At 38.7% G+C, this 18,896-nt stretch carries 17 protein-coding genes; 3 read left to right on the plus strand and 14 right to left on the minus strand.

Annotation, left to right across the window (positions count from 1 at the left end; genetic code table 11):
• Window positions 1-58: 58 nt before the first annotated feature.
• Window positions 59-454: a bacillithiol system redox-active protein YtxJ gene (gene ytxJ / locus HPE63_RS00675; protein WP_188312305.1), complete on the plus strand. Its 396-nt coding sequence runs from the start codon at window positions 59-61 to the stop codon at window positions 452-454.
• Between the two features lie 30 nt (window positions 455-484).
• Here the strand turns inward: ytxJ and HPE63_RS00680 are convergent, their stop codons facing one another.
• A complete protein-coding gene (locus tag HPE63_RS00680; protein ID WP_188312306.1) occupies window positions 485-1,672 on the minus strand; it encodes a hypothetical protein in 1,188 nt (395 codons plus the stop codon).
• A gap of 117 nt (window positions 1,673-1,789) precedes the next feature.
• The gene (gene fahA / locus HPE63_RS00685) at window positions 1,790-3,082 is read right to left on the minus strand and encodes a fumarylacetoacetase (protein WP_188312307.1); all 1,293 of its coding nucleotides are present in this window, start codon (window positions 3,080-3,082) and stop codon (window positions 1,790-1,792) included.
• A 110-nt stretch (window positions 3,083-3,192) separates the two neighbouring features.
• Here fahA and glyA point away from each other — a divergent pair, with 110 nt between their 5' ends.
• Complete coding sequence (glyA, locus tag HPE63_RS00690; protein WP_188312308.1) at window positions 3,193-4,467, plus strand: serine hydroxymethyltransferase; 1,275 nt, start codon at window positions 3,193-3,195, stop codon at window positions 4,465-4,467.
• Between the two features lie 16 nt (window positions 4,468-4,483).
• Here glyA and HPE63_RS00695 read toward each other — a convergent pair whose 3' ends face one another.
• The 8 genes from HPE63_RS00695 to HPE63_RS00730 all read right to left on the minus strand — a co-directional run bounded on the left by HPE63_RS00695 (window position 4,484) and on the right by HPE63_RS00730 (window position 12,668).
• Complete coding sequence (locus HPE63_RS00695) at window positions 4,484-5,128, minus strand: hypothetical protein (protein WP_188312309.1); 645 nt, start codon at window positions 5,126-5,128, stop codon at window positions 4,484-4,486.
• 172 nt (window positions 5,129-5,300) lie between these two features.
• Window positions 5,301-5,972, minus strand: a complete 672-nt coding sequence (locus tag HPE63_RS00700; protein ID WP_188312310.1) for a response regulator transcription factor — start codon at window positions 5,970-5,972, stop codon at window positions 5,301-5,303.
• Window positions 5,973-5,988: 16 nt separating this feature from the next.
• Window positions 5,989-8,109: a tetratricopeptide repeat-containing sensor histidine kinase gene (locus HPE63_RS00705; RefSeq protein WP_188312311.1), complete on the minus strand. Its 2,121-nt coding sequence runs from the start codon at window positions 8,107-8,109 to the stop codon at window positions 5,989-5,991.
• 75 nt (window positions 8,110-8,184) lie between these two features.
• The gene (locus HPE63_RS00710) at window positions 8,185-8,649 is read right to left on the minus strand and encodes a hypothetical protein (protein WP_188312312.1); all 465 of its coding nucleotides are present in this window, start codon (window positions 8,647-8,649) and stop codon (window positions 8,185-8,187) included.
• 145 nt (window positions 8,650-8,794) lie between these two features.
• Window positions 8,795-9,538: a LytR/AlgR family response regulator transcription factor gene (locus HPE63_RS00715; protein WP_188312313.1), complete on the minus strand. Its 744-nt coding sequence runs from the start codon at window positions 9,536-9,538 to the stop codon at window positions 8,795-8,797.
• 149 nt (window positions 9,539-9,687) lie between these two features.
• The gene (locus HPE63_RS00720; protein ID WP_188312314.1) at window positions 9,688-11,217 is read right to left on the minus strand and encodes a hypothetical protein; all 1,530 of its coding nucleotides are present in this window, start codon (window positions 11,215-11,217) and stop codon (window positions 9,688-9,690) included.
• A 12-nt stretch (window positions 11,218-11,229) separates the two neighbouring features.
• Window positions 11,230-11,625: an acyl-CoA thioesterase gene (locus tag HPE63_RS00725; RefSeq protein ID WP_188312315.1), complete on the minus strand. Its 396-nt coding sequence runs from the start codon at window positions 11,623-11,625 to the stop codon at window positions 11,230-11,232.
• Window positions 11,625-12,668, minus strand: a complete 1,044-nt coding sequence (locus HPE63_RS00730) for a glutaminyl-peptide cyclotransferase (RefSeq protein ID WP_188312316.1) — start codon at window positions 12,666-12,668, stop codon at window positions 11,625-11,627. The genes HPE63_RS00725 and HPE63_RS00730 overlap by 1 nt, the downstream gene beginning before the upstream one ends.
• Window positions 12,669-13,248: 580 nt before the next feature.
• On the opposite strand from HPE63_RS00730, the gene HPE63_RS00735 reads away from it, so the two are divergent.
• Window positions 13,249-14,370, plus strand: coding sequence for a fatty acid desaturase family protein (locus HPE63_RS00735; protein ID WP_188312317.1), 1,122 nt, complete (start codon window positions 13,249-13,251; stop codon window positions 14,368-14,370).
• Window positions 14,371-14,426: 56 nt separating this feature from the next.
• Here HPE63_RS00735 and HPE63_RS00740 read toward each other — a convergent pair whose 3' ends face one another.
• From HPE63_RS00740 to HPE63_RS00755, 4 genes are all read right to left on the minus strand, one after another.
• The gene (locus HPE63_RS00740; protein ID WP_188312318.1) at window positions 14,427-15,230 is read right to left on the minus strand and encodes a polysaccharide deacetylase family protein; all 804 of its coding nucleotides are present in this window, start codon (window positions 15,228-15,230) and stop codon (window positions 14,427-14,429) included.
• A gap of 205 nt (window positions 15,231-15,435) precedes the next feature.
• Window positions 15,436-16,377 (minus strand): aldo/keto reductase, encoded by a 942-nt coding sequence (locus HPE63_RS00745; protein ID WP_188312319.1) that lies wholly within the window; start codon window positions 16,375-16,377, stop codon window positions 15,436-15,438.
• A gap of 118 nt (window positions 16,378-16,495) precedes the next feature.
• Entirely contained in the window at window positions 16,496-17,194 is a 699-nt protein-coding gene (locus HPE63_RS00750) for a hypothetical protein (RefSeq protein ID WP_188312320.1), read from the minus strand.
• A 76-nt stretch (window positions 17,195-17,270) separates the two neighbouring features.
• Window positions 17,271-18,896, minus strand: coding sequence for a M1 family metallopeptidase (locus HPE63_RS00755; protein WP_188312321.1), 1,626 nt, complete (start codon window positions 18,894-18,896; stop codon window positions 17,271-17,273).

Here is an 18,896-nt window from a genome sequence, read left to right on the forward strand (position 1 = left end):
GACATTTCGGCAGTAGTAAGGAATTTAGCAAAATACGACTTAGACTTAAAAATAAAACATGGGATTATTCAAAAACCTATTTGGTAAAAGGAAAGATCAACCTAAAAAAGAGCCTAATAAAGTGCCTTGGCGACCATTGGTCGCCGTTCATCAATTAGATCAAATAATGGAAGACTCAAACCATAAGACCCAAATTATCTTTAAGCATTCTACCACTTGCGGGATTAGCAGAATGGTGATGAATACCTTTAGTGCGAATTATAATTTTTCGGAAGATCAGTTTGGACTTTACTATTTGGATTTGCATAGCTATAGGGAGGTTTCCAATGAAACGAGCTATAAATTCAAGGTAATGCACCAATCGCCACAATTACTGATCATTCGTAATGGGATGCTGGTGGCCGATGCCTCACATGGGAGCATCAATGCTTTAGATCTTAACACATATCAATAAAAAAACCCTGACATTGTCAGGGTTTTATTTTTAATTGAATCTATGATTCGTGAGAATTCCTTTTAATCGATTTTTTAAATCCTCCCCGGCATCATAAACCATTTGTTCATTGGTAGGGAAGGGTACGGCTGCTAAATTGAGCAAGGAAACCAAGTCATTGTCCAAGGCCCTTTTATCACCGTCGTAATTCGCGTAGACATGCTCAAAAACAAATTCACTCGATAAGGGATAGGAGTTCAACTGCTGTTGGGTCTCCAAATCCTGAAAACTTACCAATCCGGTCACTTGTGCCGTTTTGAATTGTGTAAATTGATAGAAATTGCATTTAACCGTTTTGAACTTATCTACCTTTATCTTATTTCCTAAGCTGTCTTTGACCACATTTCCATCATTATCCAAAAGATATTTTTGTCCGTCTTTTATCTGCTTCTCCTTTATGATCTGTTTTTCGTTCACTTGTTCGGGGGATATGTTGATTTCCCTTAACTCAATACGCATATCATAATCATATTCGATGTCGGATAGATGATTTGTGTGGTATTTGGTCCATGTATCTTCGAGCCCGAAGGTGTTGAAATTCAACAACTCCTCTTCAAGTTTTTCAGGGATAATCTTATCGGTTGTATTGACCATATCGACCCGTACATAGTCTTGCCCCTTTTTATAGGCCTCTTCCATTTTTGATTTGCTATCGGCATAATTCGGGTTAATCTCATTCAAATAAACAAAATCATCAAAGGACTCTCTATAATCCCACTTATTGGAAGCCGTGTTTAAAAGGTTCACAGCATTGTCATATAAATATGAAGAAAGCTCTTCTTTGGCTGAAATGATGTTATTATCATAGTTGGCAAAAGAGAATTTGGCATTTCTATTCTCAGTGTAGAGCTGTAAAGGCAACAAAGGCTTTATGGTTTCTTGAATTCGATCAAGGTTTTTATACCCATTATAAATCGCTTCAAGATTTGCGGGATTCCCATCTTTTCGCAGATAAGAAATTTGTTCCAATTCCCTTTCAATATGTTTTTGATAGGCTTCTTCCAACAATTGGACATAGGTTTGGTTCCCTTTTTTGTCCTTATTTTCCGATAATTTCTGAACCGAATGGTTTATAGCGTTCAAGTAATTACCCGTGTTTATTGCCTTTTGGGTCTTTTTTACCCCACCACAGGAGATTAGTAAAAATATGATTCCGCTTAATAGTAAAACTTTTCTCATGACATTTAAATTTACCGTTGAGTAGTACATTTTCAACACTCGTGCCAAAACTGTCTTTGTAGATAACGTAAAACGACAAACTATCGTATTGTCTCGATGAAAAAAGCTTTTTTAGGATTATATTTTTGTTTTGGCCTTAAATACAGGTAGTAATTTGGTAGAGACCTCACCAAAACCGATGCGTTGCCCGCTTTTTTTACAAAAACCCCGAAAAACGACCGTATCATTGTCTTCAATAAATGTTCGTTTACTACCGTCATTAAGGGTTATAGGCTTTGTTCCTTGCCAGGCAAGTTCCAACATAGATCCATAAGAATCAGGTGTTGGTCCAGAAATGGTTCCACTGCCCATCAAATCACCACTATTCACTTTACAACCATTTACGGTATGGTGTGCCAATTGCTGTGCCATGGACCAATACATATACTTGAAATTCGATTTCGAAACGGTCGTAGATATCCCTTCAGCCGTAACAATATCGACTTCCAGGTCGATATCAAAACTATGATTGCCATCAAGCGTTAGATAGGGCAGGGGTGCCGGTTCCTGTTTCGGACCTTTGCATCTAAAAGGTTTTAAAGCATCTAGGGTTACTATCCAAGGCGACATTGAAGAGGCAAAATTTTTGGCCAGGAAGGGACCCAAAGGTACATATTCCCATTTTTGTATATCTCGGGCACTCCAGTCATTGAATAATACTACACCAAAGATATACTCTTCTGCCTTTGCAACGGGGATAGGTTCTCCCATCTTATTGGCATCTGTGGTGATAAAAGCCATTTCCAATTCAAAATCGACTAATCTAGATGGCCCAAAAACAGGTTTTTCCGCTTCTTTGGGCAAGGTTTGACCTATTGGTCTATAAATAGGTACCCCACTTGGGATAATCGTAGAACTTCTTCCATGGTATGCTACAGGAAGATGTAGCCAATTGGGCAATAAGGCATTTTCAGGGTCACGAAACATACTACCTACGTTGGTTGCATGTTCTCTACTCGAATAAAAATCGGTATAATCACCAATTTGGACGGGTAATTGCATTTCAATCTCATTCAGTGCAAAGAGTATAATGCTTTTATGGGCGTCATTGTTTTTTAAGGTATCGTTTCCAATATCAAATACCTCACTGATACGATTACGTACCAAACGCCAAGTTTTTTGCCCGTCCGAGATAAAGTCGTTCAAGGTGTCTTGAAGAAAGATATCATCGGTCAGCGGAATTCCATCGAAATAACCCAATTGATGCATCGCGCCTAAATCTATGGCCGTGTCACCGATACGCGTACCTATGGTGATAATATCATCCCGGGTCAAAAATACCCCAAAGGGAATATTTTGTATTGGAAAGTCAGTTTGGTCAGGAGTAGGTATCCAAGTTTTTTTAGCGGGATCGTTTGCAGGTATCGACATATTTTAATTGTTAATTTATATTTGATAAATTCCATATCAAATATATTATTTTCCATGAATAACCAACTGGCAATTTGTATTTTTACCGTTCATTTAACAGAACAGCACATATGCAACGCGATCAACTCATTTTTGACTTAATAAAAGCTGAGGAAGAAAGGCAACTGAATGGAATTGAGCTTATTGCTTCCGAGAACTTCACTAGCCCTCAAGTTATGGAAGCTGCCGGTTCGGTACTTACCAACAAATATGCCGAGGGATATCCAGGAAAAAGATATTATGGGGGGTGCGAAGTGGTAGATCAGGTTGAGCAGATTGCGATAGATAGGGCCAAGGAATTATTCGGTGCGGCATATGCCAATGTACAGCCTCATTCCGGTTCACAGGCCAATGCTGCCGTTTACCATGCATTTTTGAAACCGGGTGATAAGATTTTGGGGTTTGATCTTTCGCACGGTGGTCATTTGACCCACGGATCGCCTGTAAATTTTTCGGGTAAGTTATATAATCCGGTTTTTTATGGGGTAGATGCGGAAACAGGCGTGTTAAATTATGATACCATTCAGGAAATTGCCTTAAAGGAAAAACCTAATCTGATCATCGCAGGGGCTTCAGCTTACTCACGTGATATGGATTTTAAACGTTTTCGCCAAATCGCGGATAGTGTTGATGCCATTTTAATGGCCGATATCGCACATCCTGCAGGGCTGATCGCTAAGGGAATTCTTAATGACCCTATTCCCCATTGCCATGTTGTAACGACGACCACGCATAAAACCTTACGGGGACCTAGGGGAGGATTGATTCTTATGGGACAGGATTTTGATAATCCTTTTGGAATTCGATTAAAGAACGGAAATCTAAGGAAAATGTCCGCGCTACTCGATTTAGCCGTTTTTCCCGGTAATCAAGGCGGACCGTTAGAGCATATCATCGCGGCCAAGGCGATCGCTTTCGGTGAGGCATTGACCGATGAATATTTGAACTATATGCTCCAGGTGAAGAAAAACGCCGCAGCTATGGCCGTTGCATTCGTTGCCAAAGGATATAATATAATTTCTGGAGGAACCGACAACCATATGATGTTGATCGATCTGCGCAATAAGGGAATCACTGGAAAGGATGCAGAAAAAGTATTGGTCAAGGCCGATATTACCGCAAACAAGAATATGGTTCCTTTTGATGACAAATCACCGTTTGTAACATCGGGTATACGTTTCGGTACCGCTGCGATAACGACAAGGGGCTTAAAAGAGAACGAAATGAAAACCATTGTGGACTTGGTGGACCGCGTACTTACCAATCCCGAAAACGAGGAAATCATTACGCAGGTCAAGGGTGAAGTTAATGGTTTAATGAAGGGCAGGGCACTTTTCAATGCCTAACGATCTTTTGAAGAAACTATTCGTTTAACATATGTAAATCCTCATAAATGAATTTGGCATTGTTCAGGTCATATATTACCGCATCTTTCTCTGAATCAAAATAAAGGGCCCAATAACTGGAATAGTTTTTCTGGGTCTTTTCGGTATTCGCAATAACCAGATCTGCGGGTATGATCTCTTCCTCAAAAACAGCTACGAAAATCTCATAGGGTATTTCTACATTTCCTTTGGTCAATTGTAGGTAGTGTTTTTCCAGATTAAGGAAAATATTATCCAATTGATCGGATATACTTTTATTGTAGATTTTATTGATAATTATACTGGTATCTTTAAGGTTGATCAAAAACTCATCTACATCGAAAGAAACATCATTGACCTCTTCCAACAATTGGATTTCTTCGGCAAGGGAGTATTTAAAATGATTAAAAGATCCCCAAACTTGTTTCGATGAATGTATGACCATGTCCATCAAGGTCAAATTACAGTTCATTTCTATGACCAAATTGATTTGTTTGTCGTTTGAAGAGTTATCTCGTACGGAAATATTCGAGAAAAAATGCTTTTCAAGGGTATTTATAAAATGGGAAAGCCCATTGAATGACACCTCTTTGGTTTTCCTTACCGGAAGGCGGTTTTCGAAATCCTCTGGGTTAAAAGACATAAACGAAGCGTAATTGGGTTTGGAATAACCACAAATTTACTTCTATGTATGGCCAATAGTACTTATGAAAACCTTATTTTTTATGAGGTTTTCCTTGAAATCGATAATCAATATATGTAAAAGTCTGAAAAACAGACTTTTATAAAATCAATAAAATTGTTAAAATTTTGGATTATATGAACCCTCGTTTTCTGGCCTCCTCAATAAGCTCTATATCGTTGCCATGTTCAATACCAAAAAGTTGCTTCAATTGTCTTTTTCTGGATTCGACCGTAGTAGGTGCCACCGAGATCAAGGGACCGATATCCTTGGTGCGTGTTCCGGTAGAGATATAATGTAAGATCTTTTTATCGGTTTCGTCTACAAGGTCAAAATCATTGGCCATTTTTTTACGGATGGCCGATAAGGCACTGGCCGTGTAATAAGGTGGCCGGTCTAATACGGTTCGTACCATTGCACACAACGATTTCTCATCGATTTCCGATTTTACCATATACCCATCAGGGTCTACCGTTTTAAATAGGCTATTTATACGGTAACTATCACTAAAAGAGGACATAAAGACAACTTTTGAGGAAGGCACTTTCTTTCTCGCATAAATGCCTATATCCTCACCACTTCGAGTGTCGTTTGAATGGGCTGGAAAGAGCGATATATCCAATAAGAGAATATCGTAGGGAACCGAACGGGCGGAAAAATCAATTTTCTCTATTGCCCCTTCAAAAGTGTTTACGGTATCTACCTTTACTTCAAATCCGTCAAATTCTGAACCCTCCAATATATATTTATACCCCATGGCCGTCATGGCATGGTCGTCTACCGATAAAAGTCGTACGGTCTTCATAATTCCCCTATTAGTACTATCCTATTTTCTTTAAATCCTGCTGTTCATCCATCATCCGAGGTAGTGTTACTTCATCCTCAAGGGGCAAGTGCAAGGTTATTTTCGTTCCCTTATTTAGCTCACTTTCAATTCCCCAGGTACCACCAAGTTTGCTTACCCTTGAATCAATGTTTCGCATACCAATTCCTTTTTTGCCAGACTTCGTTACATACCCTTTACCATCATCGGCAATGGTCACTGTTAATATGGAATTCGTACGTACAAAACTAACCAAAATATTCTTACATTCCGCGTGTTTTACGGCATTTTGCATAATCTCTTGCACCATACGATAAAGGTTGATTTTGATTTCCCCTTTCATGGCATCCCAATCATAGGAATCATCAAACTCAAAAGTAAAGTGAAGGCCATTCGCACTGCTAATGTTCTTCAATAATTCTTGGATTGAATTGATAAAATTATTGATTTTGTGATAGGCTGCATGACTTAATTCATGGGATATGGCACGTACTTCACCCTCAACATTCTGTAAGGCCGCAATGGCTTTTGCCCTTTCGGCTATGGCTTCTTCATTGTTTATTTTGTTCAAACCGGTAAGTACCATTCGGGCACCCAACATCTTGCCGAGAACGCCGTCGTGCAATTCCTCCGAAATTCGTTTTTGTTCCGCTTTTTTCGTCTCCTCTATTTTTTGTTTTTGGGACAACATCAGATCAAATATTTCCTGGTTACTAGCCTGTTGCTGTTGTTGGAATCGTAACGCTTGGTTTTTGGCCCGTTGATAGATGATGACATAGACTGCTACCCCCAATAAAAAGATGCCGAATGCTACGCCCGTCCAGATTTGTTTTTTACGTGCAAGCGCTTCATTTTCGGCAATAAACTCGTCGGTTTCAAAGCGAATACGGGTAAACTTATTACGATTCTGTCGTTCTACCTGTACTAAACTATCGGATAGTGCAATGTAGTCCTGTGTATAGTTAAGGGTGTTTTTGGGATCGAGTCGGGCCAATAGCCCGAGGGAGGCCAACAAACGTTTATTGTTAGATGCTTCTAACGCATAGGTTTTGGCCTTTTGGGCACTGGCCAAGGCGTTTGCCGTATCTTTTTGTGACAAATAGAATTCGGCGAGGGTAAACTGGCTTAAAGATAGCCCTTCGATATCACCTACTTCTTCCCAAATTTGAAGGGCCGTTTCCAATTCCTTTTTTACCCGGAGCGTATCCCCCAAGTTAAAACGGGTAAATGTCAAATTATCCAAATAGCGCGCATACTCCTTTGGTCGATGAAATCTTAAACTGTCGTAAGTGTTCAAGGCCCTCCCGTAATATTCTTTGGCTTTTTCAAAATCCCCTTGGTCCTTAAAGACATTGCCAATATTATTCTGCAATTGGCTACTATAAATTTTCCGTTCTTGTTCACCGTCAATTCTGCCGAGAAATTCATCAGCTGTATTAAAATAAGTCAAGGATCGATCAAACTCCTTTAGCTCCTTTGAAATCGATCCTAATAAACTGTAACAGTTATAAAGCCTAAAATTTTCATCTAAAGGCTTTAACAATTCAATGGCCTTAAAGGCATTGATCTCGGCCCCCGTATAATCTTTGATTTCCGTTTGTATAGCTGCCATGTTATAGAATACTCTACCTGACAATAAATTATTGTCCAAATCATCAAATAACTTTTGAGCCTCGGAATAATGGAAAAAGGCACTGTCCTTTACAGCAATTTTATCGAAAAAAGAGGCCAAATCCCAATGGGCATACGCTTCCGTTAGTGTATCCTTGACCTTTTTTGCCAATGCAAGGGATTTTTGGTTGATAGACCTAAACCGTATGGAATCCATGAGTTTAAAATAGGCAAAGGAGAGTCTAGAATAATAGATGTTCTTTAAACTATCGGATTCACTCATGTTAGTTGCCTTAAGGGCTTTCTCCAAGAACTTGGCTCTTTCTTCTTTTGCGAACTCGGTATTTCTGCCTTGTTCAACCAAACTTAAAACACTATCGTTTTCAATACTTAGGCCGACTTCCGGATCTTTATTGGTGTGGGTACAGGAATTCATGGCCAAGGAAAAATAGATCCATAGCAATATTGAAATTATCAGTGGAATTATAGTTGGTTGTATTCTGAACATTATACTACTAATGTAAACAAAAAGGTCCTAATCTTTGAAAGATCAGGACCTTTTTGTTTCGATAAGAAATCTATATTATGCTTCCCGTTCGTCTTTATCATGAGAGCAATCATCACAATAGGCAATAGCTTCCCGTTCGTCTTTATCATGAGAGCAATCATCACAATAGGCAATAGCTTCCCGTTCGTCTTTATCATGAGAGCAATCATCACAATAGGCAATAGCTTCCCGTTCGTCTTTATCATGTGAGCAATCATCACAAGCCACAGCTTCCCGTTCGTCTTTATCATGTGAGCAATCATCACAGGCCACCGCTTCCCGTTCGTCTTTATCATGTGAGCAGTCGTCACAGGCCACCGCTTCCCGTTCGTCTTTATCATGTGAGCAATCATCACAAGCCACAGCTTCCCGTTCGTCTTTATCATGTGAGCAATCGTCGCACGTGATTACTTCTTGTTCTTGAATTTCATTTTCTGTTGTTGTAGCCATTAATCCCATCGTCAAGGCAACTACTGCTAAAATACCTAGTGCTCTTCTCATAATCTTAAATTTTGTTTTTATTAGTGGTTTTAGTTTATTATGTTGTAAAACTAATACCCTTCCGAAGGGAAAAGGGGTAGGTTAAAAAGGTGTGAGTAATTGACCGGGTTTTAGGAGTATATCACTCGGTTTTGAGAGAATTTAATCAATTAACAGCCGGAATGGTGTTTTTTGATAAATGATCCTTTACGTCATCCACATTGGTTTTGTAGGACTTTGAAAAGGGTAATTGCAAGTTCCGCAGATTTAGGGTACAGACCGACTTGCCATAACTAATCCCTGAAATGTAGTTCGTATTCACGATATAACTCTGATGGATACGGATAAATCCTTGGGGTAATTGATCCTCGAAGGTTTTCAAGGTTTTATAGGCATGTACAATACTGCCATCTTTCATCACAAATTCCGTTGTATTGTTGTCCGCTTTAAGATACAGAATATCCCGGGTGTTCAGGTATTGGAAATCGCGATACGATTTTAAACAAATGGTTTCTGGCCGCAAATTAACTTGGGCAGGCTCGGGCATGTATTTCTTAAGACGCAACAAGGATTTGCGAATATCAAATTCGTTATAAGGTTTTAACCAATAATCGAAAAACCCATTCTTAATGGCCTGATAGGCGTATTCCTTGGTCTTTGCTATGCCTATGAAGATGGGTAGATTCTTGATATACTGGTGTAATTCCATGACCATTTGAAAATATTCCGAAGCATTTTCATTCAGGTTCACAAAAACGACGTCGGGGGTAAATTTTAATATAGAATTTAGACCGTCGTTACTATTTTTAGCTAAGGCAACGCACGAAAAATCCCCATATTCTTCCAAAAAATGCTGCAATTGCAGATTGGAAGTGGCGTCAGAATCGATAATGGAGTAATTGAAATCCAATGTATTAGCTATTTAATAGCAAAGTTATGACAGTGGGTGGACCGGGGGCTTAGGAAAACCTTATAAAAAATAAGGTTTGTCTTTATAATTTACAAAATTATAATTGAATGAAAGAAAATACTTCTAAATAGCTATGAATTTATAACAATCTAATCTTCAGACGTATATTCATAAGCCCCGATATCCGGATTGTCCGTTCTACTGGTGCCTAGAATATCAAAAGGTACCTTTAGGGCATTTTCTAAAAGGGCTTTGTCCCTAGCCGAAGAGGCTTCCCCTATCCAGAATTTATTTCGTATAACATCCTTAAAATCAGTATTTTGATTTAGATATACATTATTATATTTGGTAATATCAGTAAAATCGTACAAAATATCATCTGAGAATTGACCGGCGGAATCCGTGAATTTTATAAGGGAATGGTCGAAAGTAAAATTAAAAGCATTCGATTCGTTATGTTGAAGTGAAATTTCAATAAGTGCACTACCATCTATGATACAATTATTGAATTGGGCCGAAACCAGATCCCCTGAATCCGTGGCGGTGTAATTGCCGAGATAGAGCGCGGTCCCTTTCCTTTGACCGTGTGACCAATAATTGGCAATGGTACAATGGGTAAATTCATAACGACCACCAAGTTCGCATCGTAACGCATTACGGCCAGCACCTCCCAAAACGGTATTTTCCGCAATCACATAGGCGCCTTTGGCCCACAGGTTGGTACTCGAACTATTATGTAGTTTTGTATTTCGAAGCGTCAGGGTAGGGGTTTGCAACATACCATCTCCCACAACCATAAGTGCTACAGTAGCATTTTTAAGGGTCGCATACGTTATAGTATTATCCATACTACCTTCTGCGATCCAAATAGTACCCCATTGTGCAGGAATTTCCGAATACTCGGGTTCTAAACGGTCTCCTTCGAGAATTACCTCATTTTCTAAAAGCTCTTGATCTAAACTTTGACTTCCATTAATTTGTAGGGAAGCCCCGTTTTCAATATAAATGCCGGAGTCTTTATGAAAATGGATGCGGCTCCCTGCATCTATGAGTAAGGTCTTGTTTTCCGGGACAACAGCATATCCATAGACCACATAAGGTTTATCCTTATTGAAATGTAATTGGTCATCCTTTAAATAAAACCCTTCCACTTGAACAGGCGCCCCATTTAAACCCATTTCTAAATCAAGGGTTTCCTTGGTACCGTCAGCCAAGGTCGCGGGATAAAGAAAAACAGCGTCTTTGACCAAGGTTACCAATTGTACCTCCTGTGTGGTCATCCCACCTTCAAAAGCAATAGCATCGATATATAAAAATTCGTTTTCCATACCCTTGGAAAGTTCTACCGTGGTTTCAATAAAAATGTAGAGGCTATCTTGGGCCAAAATAGGGATGTTCGTAAATTCCTTTCCGGCAACCCCATCCACATTCAATCTATAAAAACTATTCTGGCCTTGTTTTAAGCGTATGGTAGGAATCTCGATGGCATCCCGATTCGTATTATATACTTTTAAGGTATATGTGCTGCTGGAAATATTGGAAAATACGGTATCTAGAAATACGGTGTCTTTGGAAAACTCCAAATTACCGGGATTTGGGGTGTACTCAAAATCCTTTCTGCAGGAGCTCCAGATCATCAAAATGATCAGAGCAGATAAAAGCAATATGATCCGCTGCATAGTTACCGTCCATTAATCAGGTACAAAGATACTTTTTATAGCCTCTGAGATACGAATGGGTTTTAAGGTCAAGGCATTAAGCAAGCACCATTCAGTAAGGGAACGTACCAAAAGCTGATTTGTTTCATGATGGTACATTTCCACACAACGCACAGAAATAGCCCCTTTCGTATTCGCGATAAACGTCCTAACTAAAATCTCATCGCCTTCGACTGCGGAACTGAAATAGTCTATTGTGTGTTTTTTGACCACCCAAAGAATACCTGCCTTCATTTCATCAGGTGCGACCGTTTGCCAATGTTCTTTTGAAATATCCTGGATCCATTGCACATAGCGTACATTGTTGACATGGTTTAATTCATCCAAATCCTTTTTGGTGACCTTGATTCTTTTTTCGTAGGACTCCATTATTTCTTGATCATTTTCACCTCGAACAATGTATCCCAGTTTTTCCCGGTAACAAAAAAGGTTTTCCGCTCGGGATGATACGCCACTCCATTAAGCACATCCAGTTCTTTATGTTGGGTGACTTTTTCCTTTAATCCCCCAAAATTTATGACACCTTCAATAGCCCCGCTTTGGGCATCGATGATCATCATACTGGGTTTTTGGTATACATTGGCATAGATTTTTCCATCTACGTACTCCAATTCATTGGCCATATTGAATACAGATTTATTGGTGACGATTTCAATATAGTCTTCTTCGGCAAGTGTTTCGGGGTTTAAAAACCATATTTTTTCAGTACCATCGCTCTTATAAATTTTTTGATTATCATGGCAAAGTCCCCATCCTTCCTTGCTTTCACCATATTGAAAACTACCAGTTTTTACGAATTTTTCAAGATCATATATTAAACCAATTCCGCTTTGCCAGGTGAGTTGATAGATTTTCCCGTTCATGATGGTGATCCCTTCTCCGAATTGGGAAGCTTCCAAATCTATTTGCTTTAGTACTTCCCCTGTTTTGAAATCGACTTTTCTTAACGAAGATTTTCCCTTTTTACCTGTGCTTTCATAAAGTACCCCTTCATAAAATTCCAAACCTTGTGTATACGCTTTTATATCATGGGGGTATTCTTCGATGATTTCATAAGTATATAATGCGGGTGGGTGTGGGGCCAGTACTTTAATGTTCTTGGAAACTTCAGCGCTGCTATCATCGTAGTTGATAGTTGCCTTTAAGGTTTTATTGCCCAAGGTGGTGAGGTCGAACGTTATTTTATTCCCATTTACTTCGAGTGCTTTGCCATCGATTGCGTAGGACACCGAGGTAATGGATTTATCTTTTTTGTTTTTGATGGCAACGCCTACGGTCTCATGCTGTTGAAAATCGGTTTTGTTGCCTTCCAACTGAATTTCGAACAATGAAGTGGGGTTGGTATTTCCGCTCCCACAAGCCATAAAGAGCAATAACATATGGCAAGCGACAAGAGATTTAAAGGGATTCATGTAACTATAATTTTGAAGAATAAGGGATTTTACACTTTTGGTTTAAATGGCCAAGGGCTTAAACCACTGAATGAATTCGTCCCATCGGCCATAAAATGGGCAAGTTACTTGATAAAAATTAGAAATTAAAAAGATTCATTGAATTTTGGTTGGGACCCTTATGGTCCTAAGAACAATCTCATTTCTTTACCATATGGGTTTTAAGTTCTTTATACTATGGTTATGCGGATTGTTGCGCTTTCGCAGAAATCAGTTCATGATTGTTGAATTTGGGCAAGAGGATGAATAATGCCCTCAATGTGAATCAAGGTGTTGACCTAAAAAGGAATGGACATGGTAAAGGCCTTTAATTTTCATCAACCAATTAGCTTTTAGGAATGTTTGGAAGCGGTTTCTTCATTTTATAATGATACCAAACGATGATTCCGGTAATAGGATCTTCAGAACAGCACCTGTTCTTTCCGAACTAAAAATGGGGACATGCAACGTTCAAAAAATTTATTCGAATTGACCAAAATCATTGCTTGGAAGGGTGGTTTTTAGATAAATTTCAACAAAATTTTAATTTTATTCCGGCATTATGGAAACCATTAAGTTCGTCAGGGAAAACAAAAAGGAACGGGAGTTTGCCTTTGAGGTTAGAAAACGGGTACGTGCCTATTTTAAAGACAATAATAAATCTATTTATGGCAATTATACTATGTACCTGAAGTCGGTTGTTATATTATGTATTTATATAGTGCCTTTTATCATCTTGCTCACCACGCCAGTATCGGCATGGACCGCATTGGGTTTAGCCATTATCATGGGTATAGGGGAGGCCGGGGTCGGTATGTCGATCATGCATGATGGGGTGCACCATGCCTATTCTTCAAAAAAATGGGTAAATGATCTCGCTTCGTCTACCATGTTCCTCCTTGGCAGTAATATCTTTAATTGGAAAATTCAGCATAACATAAAGCATCATACGTTCACCAATATTTTCAATTATGATCCGGATATTTCAAACCTAAAGATTATACGTTTGTGCGAATACGGTCCACTAAAAAAGTACCATCGATATCAGCATTTCTACGCCTTTCCACTTTATGGACTTATGACATTTGCCCGGTTGTTCGGTGAAATCGGAGTTTTGTTGGAGTATAACAAAAAAGGCATCACCGAAGAACAGAATGTAGATCCAACATGGCAGTTGATAAAACTTATAGCCATTAAAATCGTCTACTTTGCAGTTATCATAGGTCTGCCCTTATATTTTACCGATTTTGCTTTTTGGCAGATATTGATTGGTTTTATTGCCCTGCATATCACCGCTGGAATGATCATGAGTACGGTATTTCAAATGGCACATGTGGTTGAAGGTACGCATCAACTACTTGCAGATAAGGACCAACAAATCAAAAACGATTGGCTGGTACACCAATTAAATACCACTTCGGATTTTGGTAGAAGGAACGGTCTGTTCAGCTGGTATATTGGTGGGTTGGATTTTCAAATCGAGCACCATATATTTCAAAATATATGCCATGTACATTACCCTGCCATTGCCAGTATTATTAAGGCCACTGCTGAAGAATATGGATTTACCTATAACCTGAAACCCAATGTTTTCAGTGCCCTTGCTTCCCATTTTCGAAGATTGAAAGAGTTGGGCAAGATAAAACCACCTACATCATTGCCAAATTTGGCAACTGTTCAGTAGTTATTATACAATTGCGCCAATGGCATAAATGCGTTAAATGGTTGCCATTCTAATTGTTATTCTTGAAGATTATTCAAGGAAATATATTCAGTCACATTTTGAAAAGTATCAACCCAATAGTCTTGTTCATTCTCCTTAAGAAAGGTCAACAATTCGGTTAATGCTTCCATGGAAACATTCAAATATCCCCCACCGACACTGTGAAACATAAAAGTAGCTATTGTGCCATTTTTCCTCGCTTCTTTTACATAAGCGATTAGTTCTTTTCCATCCTCGTTATCTACATCCCAACTGGGCATATAATATACATCCACTTCAGCCATGTTTTTAGGTATTGGGCCATCACTTCTAGCTGCGGTGAATAATTCCCTTACGATAAAAACATATGAAGTGTCACCTTGAACTTCATAATTGGAACATGTATAGGCATAGGTTCGGTTCGTATTCCCATCAACCGCCTTTAAAAGGGAATTGGCAGTATACAATTCTGATTTTATCCTTTCTAAAGTGTATGAGTTTAAATCATATTCAGGTTTGACCCAATCATGTATTTTACCATCGCATGGATGAAATAGTGAATGATTTCCGAGTTCGTGACCAGATTTAACAATATTTCTCCATTCCGATGTTCGCTCTTGCAGGGAGCTGGAATTTCCTGGGCAATAAAAGGTTCCCTTTGTATTAAATGAATCTAACAAGGGTATGGCCTTATCAAGATGCGAATCTTGCCCATCATCAAAAGTTAGACATACTGCAGCCTTTTTATTTTTGGGCCATTTGAAGTTTTTATTGATTTCTTGGGAATATGAAATTCCAGTAATTACAAGGGAAAAAATTAAAAGACAGGTTATGTTTCTCATTATTTTGCTTTTTAATTGGTATTTTGAAACGTACCATTTTCAAGTTACGACTAATTATATTTATGTAATAATATTATTTTTAGTACCACCTGTTAAGTGCATTATATTACTTGGGCAACATAAGTGTTAATTTCTGGCATAGACCAGGTGTTAATTCTGTCCTTGTGCAGTTATAAGAATCCCATTTCTCAAACAAGACTGTTGTTTACCACGGAAGATTAAGATGCTTTACTTCATTTTGATAAAAATCCTCCAGTGTATCAACAACTTCCCTTGAAATCGGGTTGTTTGCACTTTCCACATTACTTGTTAACTGAGCTACATTCGCATTTCCTGGGATTACTGTGGAAACGGCATCATAGGCCAGACAAAATGAAATTGCTTTTTGTGCAAGATTATTATTTGCCTGGACAATTTCTTTTACCCTATTAACCAGATGTGCCCTGGTTTGAATATCCTGTCTGGACCAGCGGCTTCTGATGTCATAAAAGGTGCTTTCAGCGTTGTACTTCCCAGACAACCAACCTGAATCGAGAGGGATTTTACCTATGACACCAACTTCTTTTTCCATTGCTAAATCAAAAGCCTGTGATGAATCCTGATGTAGCATATTGAAAAAAACCTCAATCACTTTAGCATTAGTGGTGTTCAATAGCAGCTTTATATCTTTATAAGTGTCTAAAGATGCTCCATATGCTTTTATTTTTCCCTCGTCAATTAATCGTTCCAAGATCTCATAATGGTCATTTTTATTGCCATCGAGAAACTCGGAAGGTGGATTATGGACAATAAGCGAATCAACATAATCAACTTGTAACCTTTTTAGGCTTCCCTCCAAAGAATCCCGAATATAATCCGAATTGAAATTAGTGATTCCCGAATCAGTATGTCCGAATTTTGTATTGATTACAATTTTACTTTTATCAATACCCTTCAGTGCTTTACCAAGTCTTTCTTCACTTGTGCCATTTCCATAATTTGGTGCCGTATCAAAAAAATTGATCCCGTATTCCAATGATTTTTCAATTAGTTCCAAAGCATCTTTTTCTGACATACCCTGATATCCTGAATTATGTCCCAACTGCCATCCACCAAGTCCAATTTCAGAAACCAGGGGCGTATTATTGATGTATCTATTATATTTCATAATGATTAATTTGGTTAATGGGCCAAGTAAGCTATTATTATATTGTGCAAATTCATACAAACCCTGTCAAATCAAAAGTTGCATAACGGTTATAAAATGTTGGCGGTAGTTTTATCGGTTATCTGAGCAAATCCGTATATTGAATATATACCCCAAGCAAAATGTGCCATATTAAATAATGCCCAAGGCGAATTGAAAGCGTTGCCAAAAAACCGGCTTTACGATACCATATTGCCTGTAAAAAATTCATTAAGAGACCTGTAAATAAACTATATGTAAGGAGTAGAACATTCCCTTCTGGAAGTTGTTCTAAAGGTTCCCTGATTGCTGTGAGTATAGCTCCTGCCCAGAAAAATGTATTATAATATTCCCCGTCCTTGTACCAATTCCCAAATAGTAAAATAAGGGTAAGCGGTATAAGTCTATAAAATACCTCCACTTCGAACGCCCCGGAAATATATATAAAAATCGAATATGGGAAAGGTTGAACAAAGGGCGGCAGCTCTTGATAAGGTTCAGGATGTAATATTGATTTGAAAACTAAAACATCCAATATGCCAAAAACAATACCTATTGCAATTGGAAATAAGAACCTCTTTTTATGGGTAATATTATCCTGCCAAAAATTTGGCAGTTTTGCTTTTTCCTGAAAAAATAAAAAGGGTATCCCAATGAGTAATATTAAAATATTTGTAACCTCCCAAACCCGAAGGAATTTAAAATTTGAGAAAATAGCATTACCATAGAAAATCCCGACACATGCGACACAAAGAAGAATAGAATAGGTTATCAAATTATTTTTAATACTCTTTGTCATATTACTTGATATATCGTTCTAAAAATTTCAGCCTACGAACTATATGAATACTTGTATCTATATTCCTAATCTGTAACTAATAATTTGTTTCTAAAATTTCAACAAAGAAGTTTTTGTCAATTTGTAGGGTCGCGAGATCACCTCCTAACTCCTTCGTTTTCCAATCGCCACTGGGGTTTAGCCAAAGGCTTTTTCCTTCAACAAAAATGCGTATCGGCATGACAAATCCGTCAACTACATTTGTATATCTATAGCTTAATTTACCGTCCTTAATCCCATATTCCAAAACCGGAAGCATAGTGGTACGTAAATATTGGTTGAAAATCGCGGTAAGATCCAGCCCGGTTTTGTCACTGAGGTATGTTTCAATTTGGTTTGAGGTAACGGTTTGGTGGTAAAAATCAGCGTTCAACCCTCGTAAAATCTGGCGCCACTTTTCATCATCGCCGACCAATTGGCGAATGGTATGTAGCATATTGGAGCCTTTGTAATACATATCGCCCGAGCCTTCCTTATTTACCCCATAAGGGCCGATGACCGGAATGTCGTTTTTAATGTTCCTCCGCAATCCAATAACATATTCCTCCGCTGCCGCGGTACCAAAATGGTAATCCAAAAAAAGATTTTCGGAATAGGAGGTAAAGCCTTCGTGTACCCACATATCGGCAACATCCTCATAGGTAATATTATTGGCAAACCATTCATGTCCAGATTCATGTACGATGATAAAATCGAATTGTAATCCCCAACCTGTGCCCGAAAGGTCACTGCCCAAATACCCATTTTGATACTGGTTGCCATAAGTGACCGAACTTTGGTGCTCCATACCCAAGTAGGGCACCTCGACCAATTTATAACCATCTTCATAGAAAGGGTAGGGGCCGAACCAATGTTCAAAGGCCCTAAGGGTCATAGGGGCTTGTTTAAATTGTTTTTTTGCTTGGTCTAAATGGTCGCGCAACACGTAATAGTCCATATCCAACAAACCTTTTTCCCCTTGGTATTTTTCGCCAAAATGGATATAATCCCCAATATTCACGTTCACCCCATAATTATTAATTGGGTTGGCAACGAACCAATGGTAGGTATTAGTAGCTTTGTCGACTTTGCGCAAGCGGCCGTTCGATATATTCATAAGGCCTTTGGGTGCTTTAACGATTATGGCCATACTGTCGACCTCGTCGTACATATGGTCTTTATTGGGCCACCAAACGCTGGCGCCAAGACCTTGACAACTGGTGGCGATGAAATGTTTGCCATTACCATCTTTTTTCCATGAAAAACCACCATCCCATGGGGCACGAATAGCCTCCTTAGGATGTCCCGAATAATACACGATTATTGTATTATAATCCCCTTTTTTCTGCTTCTTTTTAAGCTTGATGAAATGGGCATTTCCATTGCTGGTTATCCGCAGGGATTTCCCATCTTGGGTTACCTTATCGATTTTCAGTGGGGGTTGTAGGTCGATCTGCATAATTTTTTGTTCATCCAATACCCGATACCGGATAAGATTACTGCCCGCAATGAATTTTTCATCGGGTCGTACCTCAATATTTAATTCGTAATAATTCAAATCCCACCACGCTCGTTCAGGGGATATGCTGCCTCTTAAGGTGTCTTGGGCCGTAAAAGTTTGACTTATGGCGAAGTATGATGCCAAAAAAGCCATGAGTACCACCGAGGATTTAATTCTTATCAT

It is taken from the genome of Maribacter arenosus (assembly GCF_014610845.1).
GTDB lineage: Bacteria > Bacteroidota > Bacteroidia > Flavobacteriales > Flavobacteriaceae > Maribacter_A > Maribacter_A arenosus.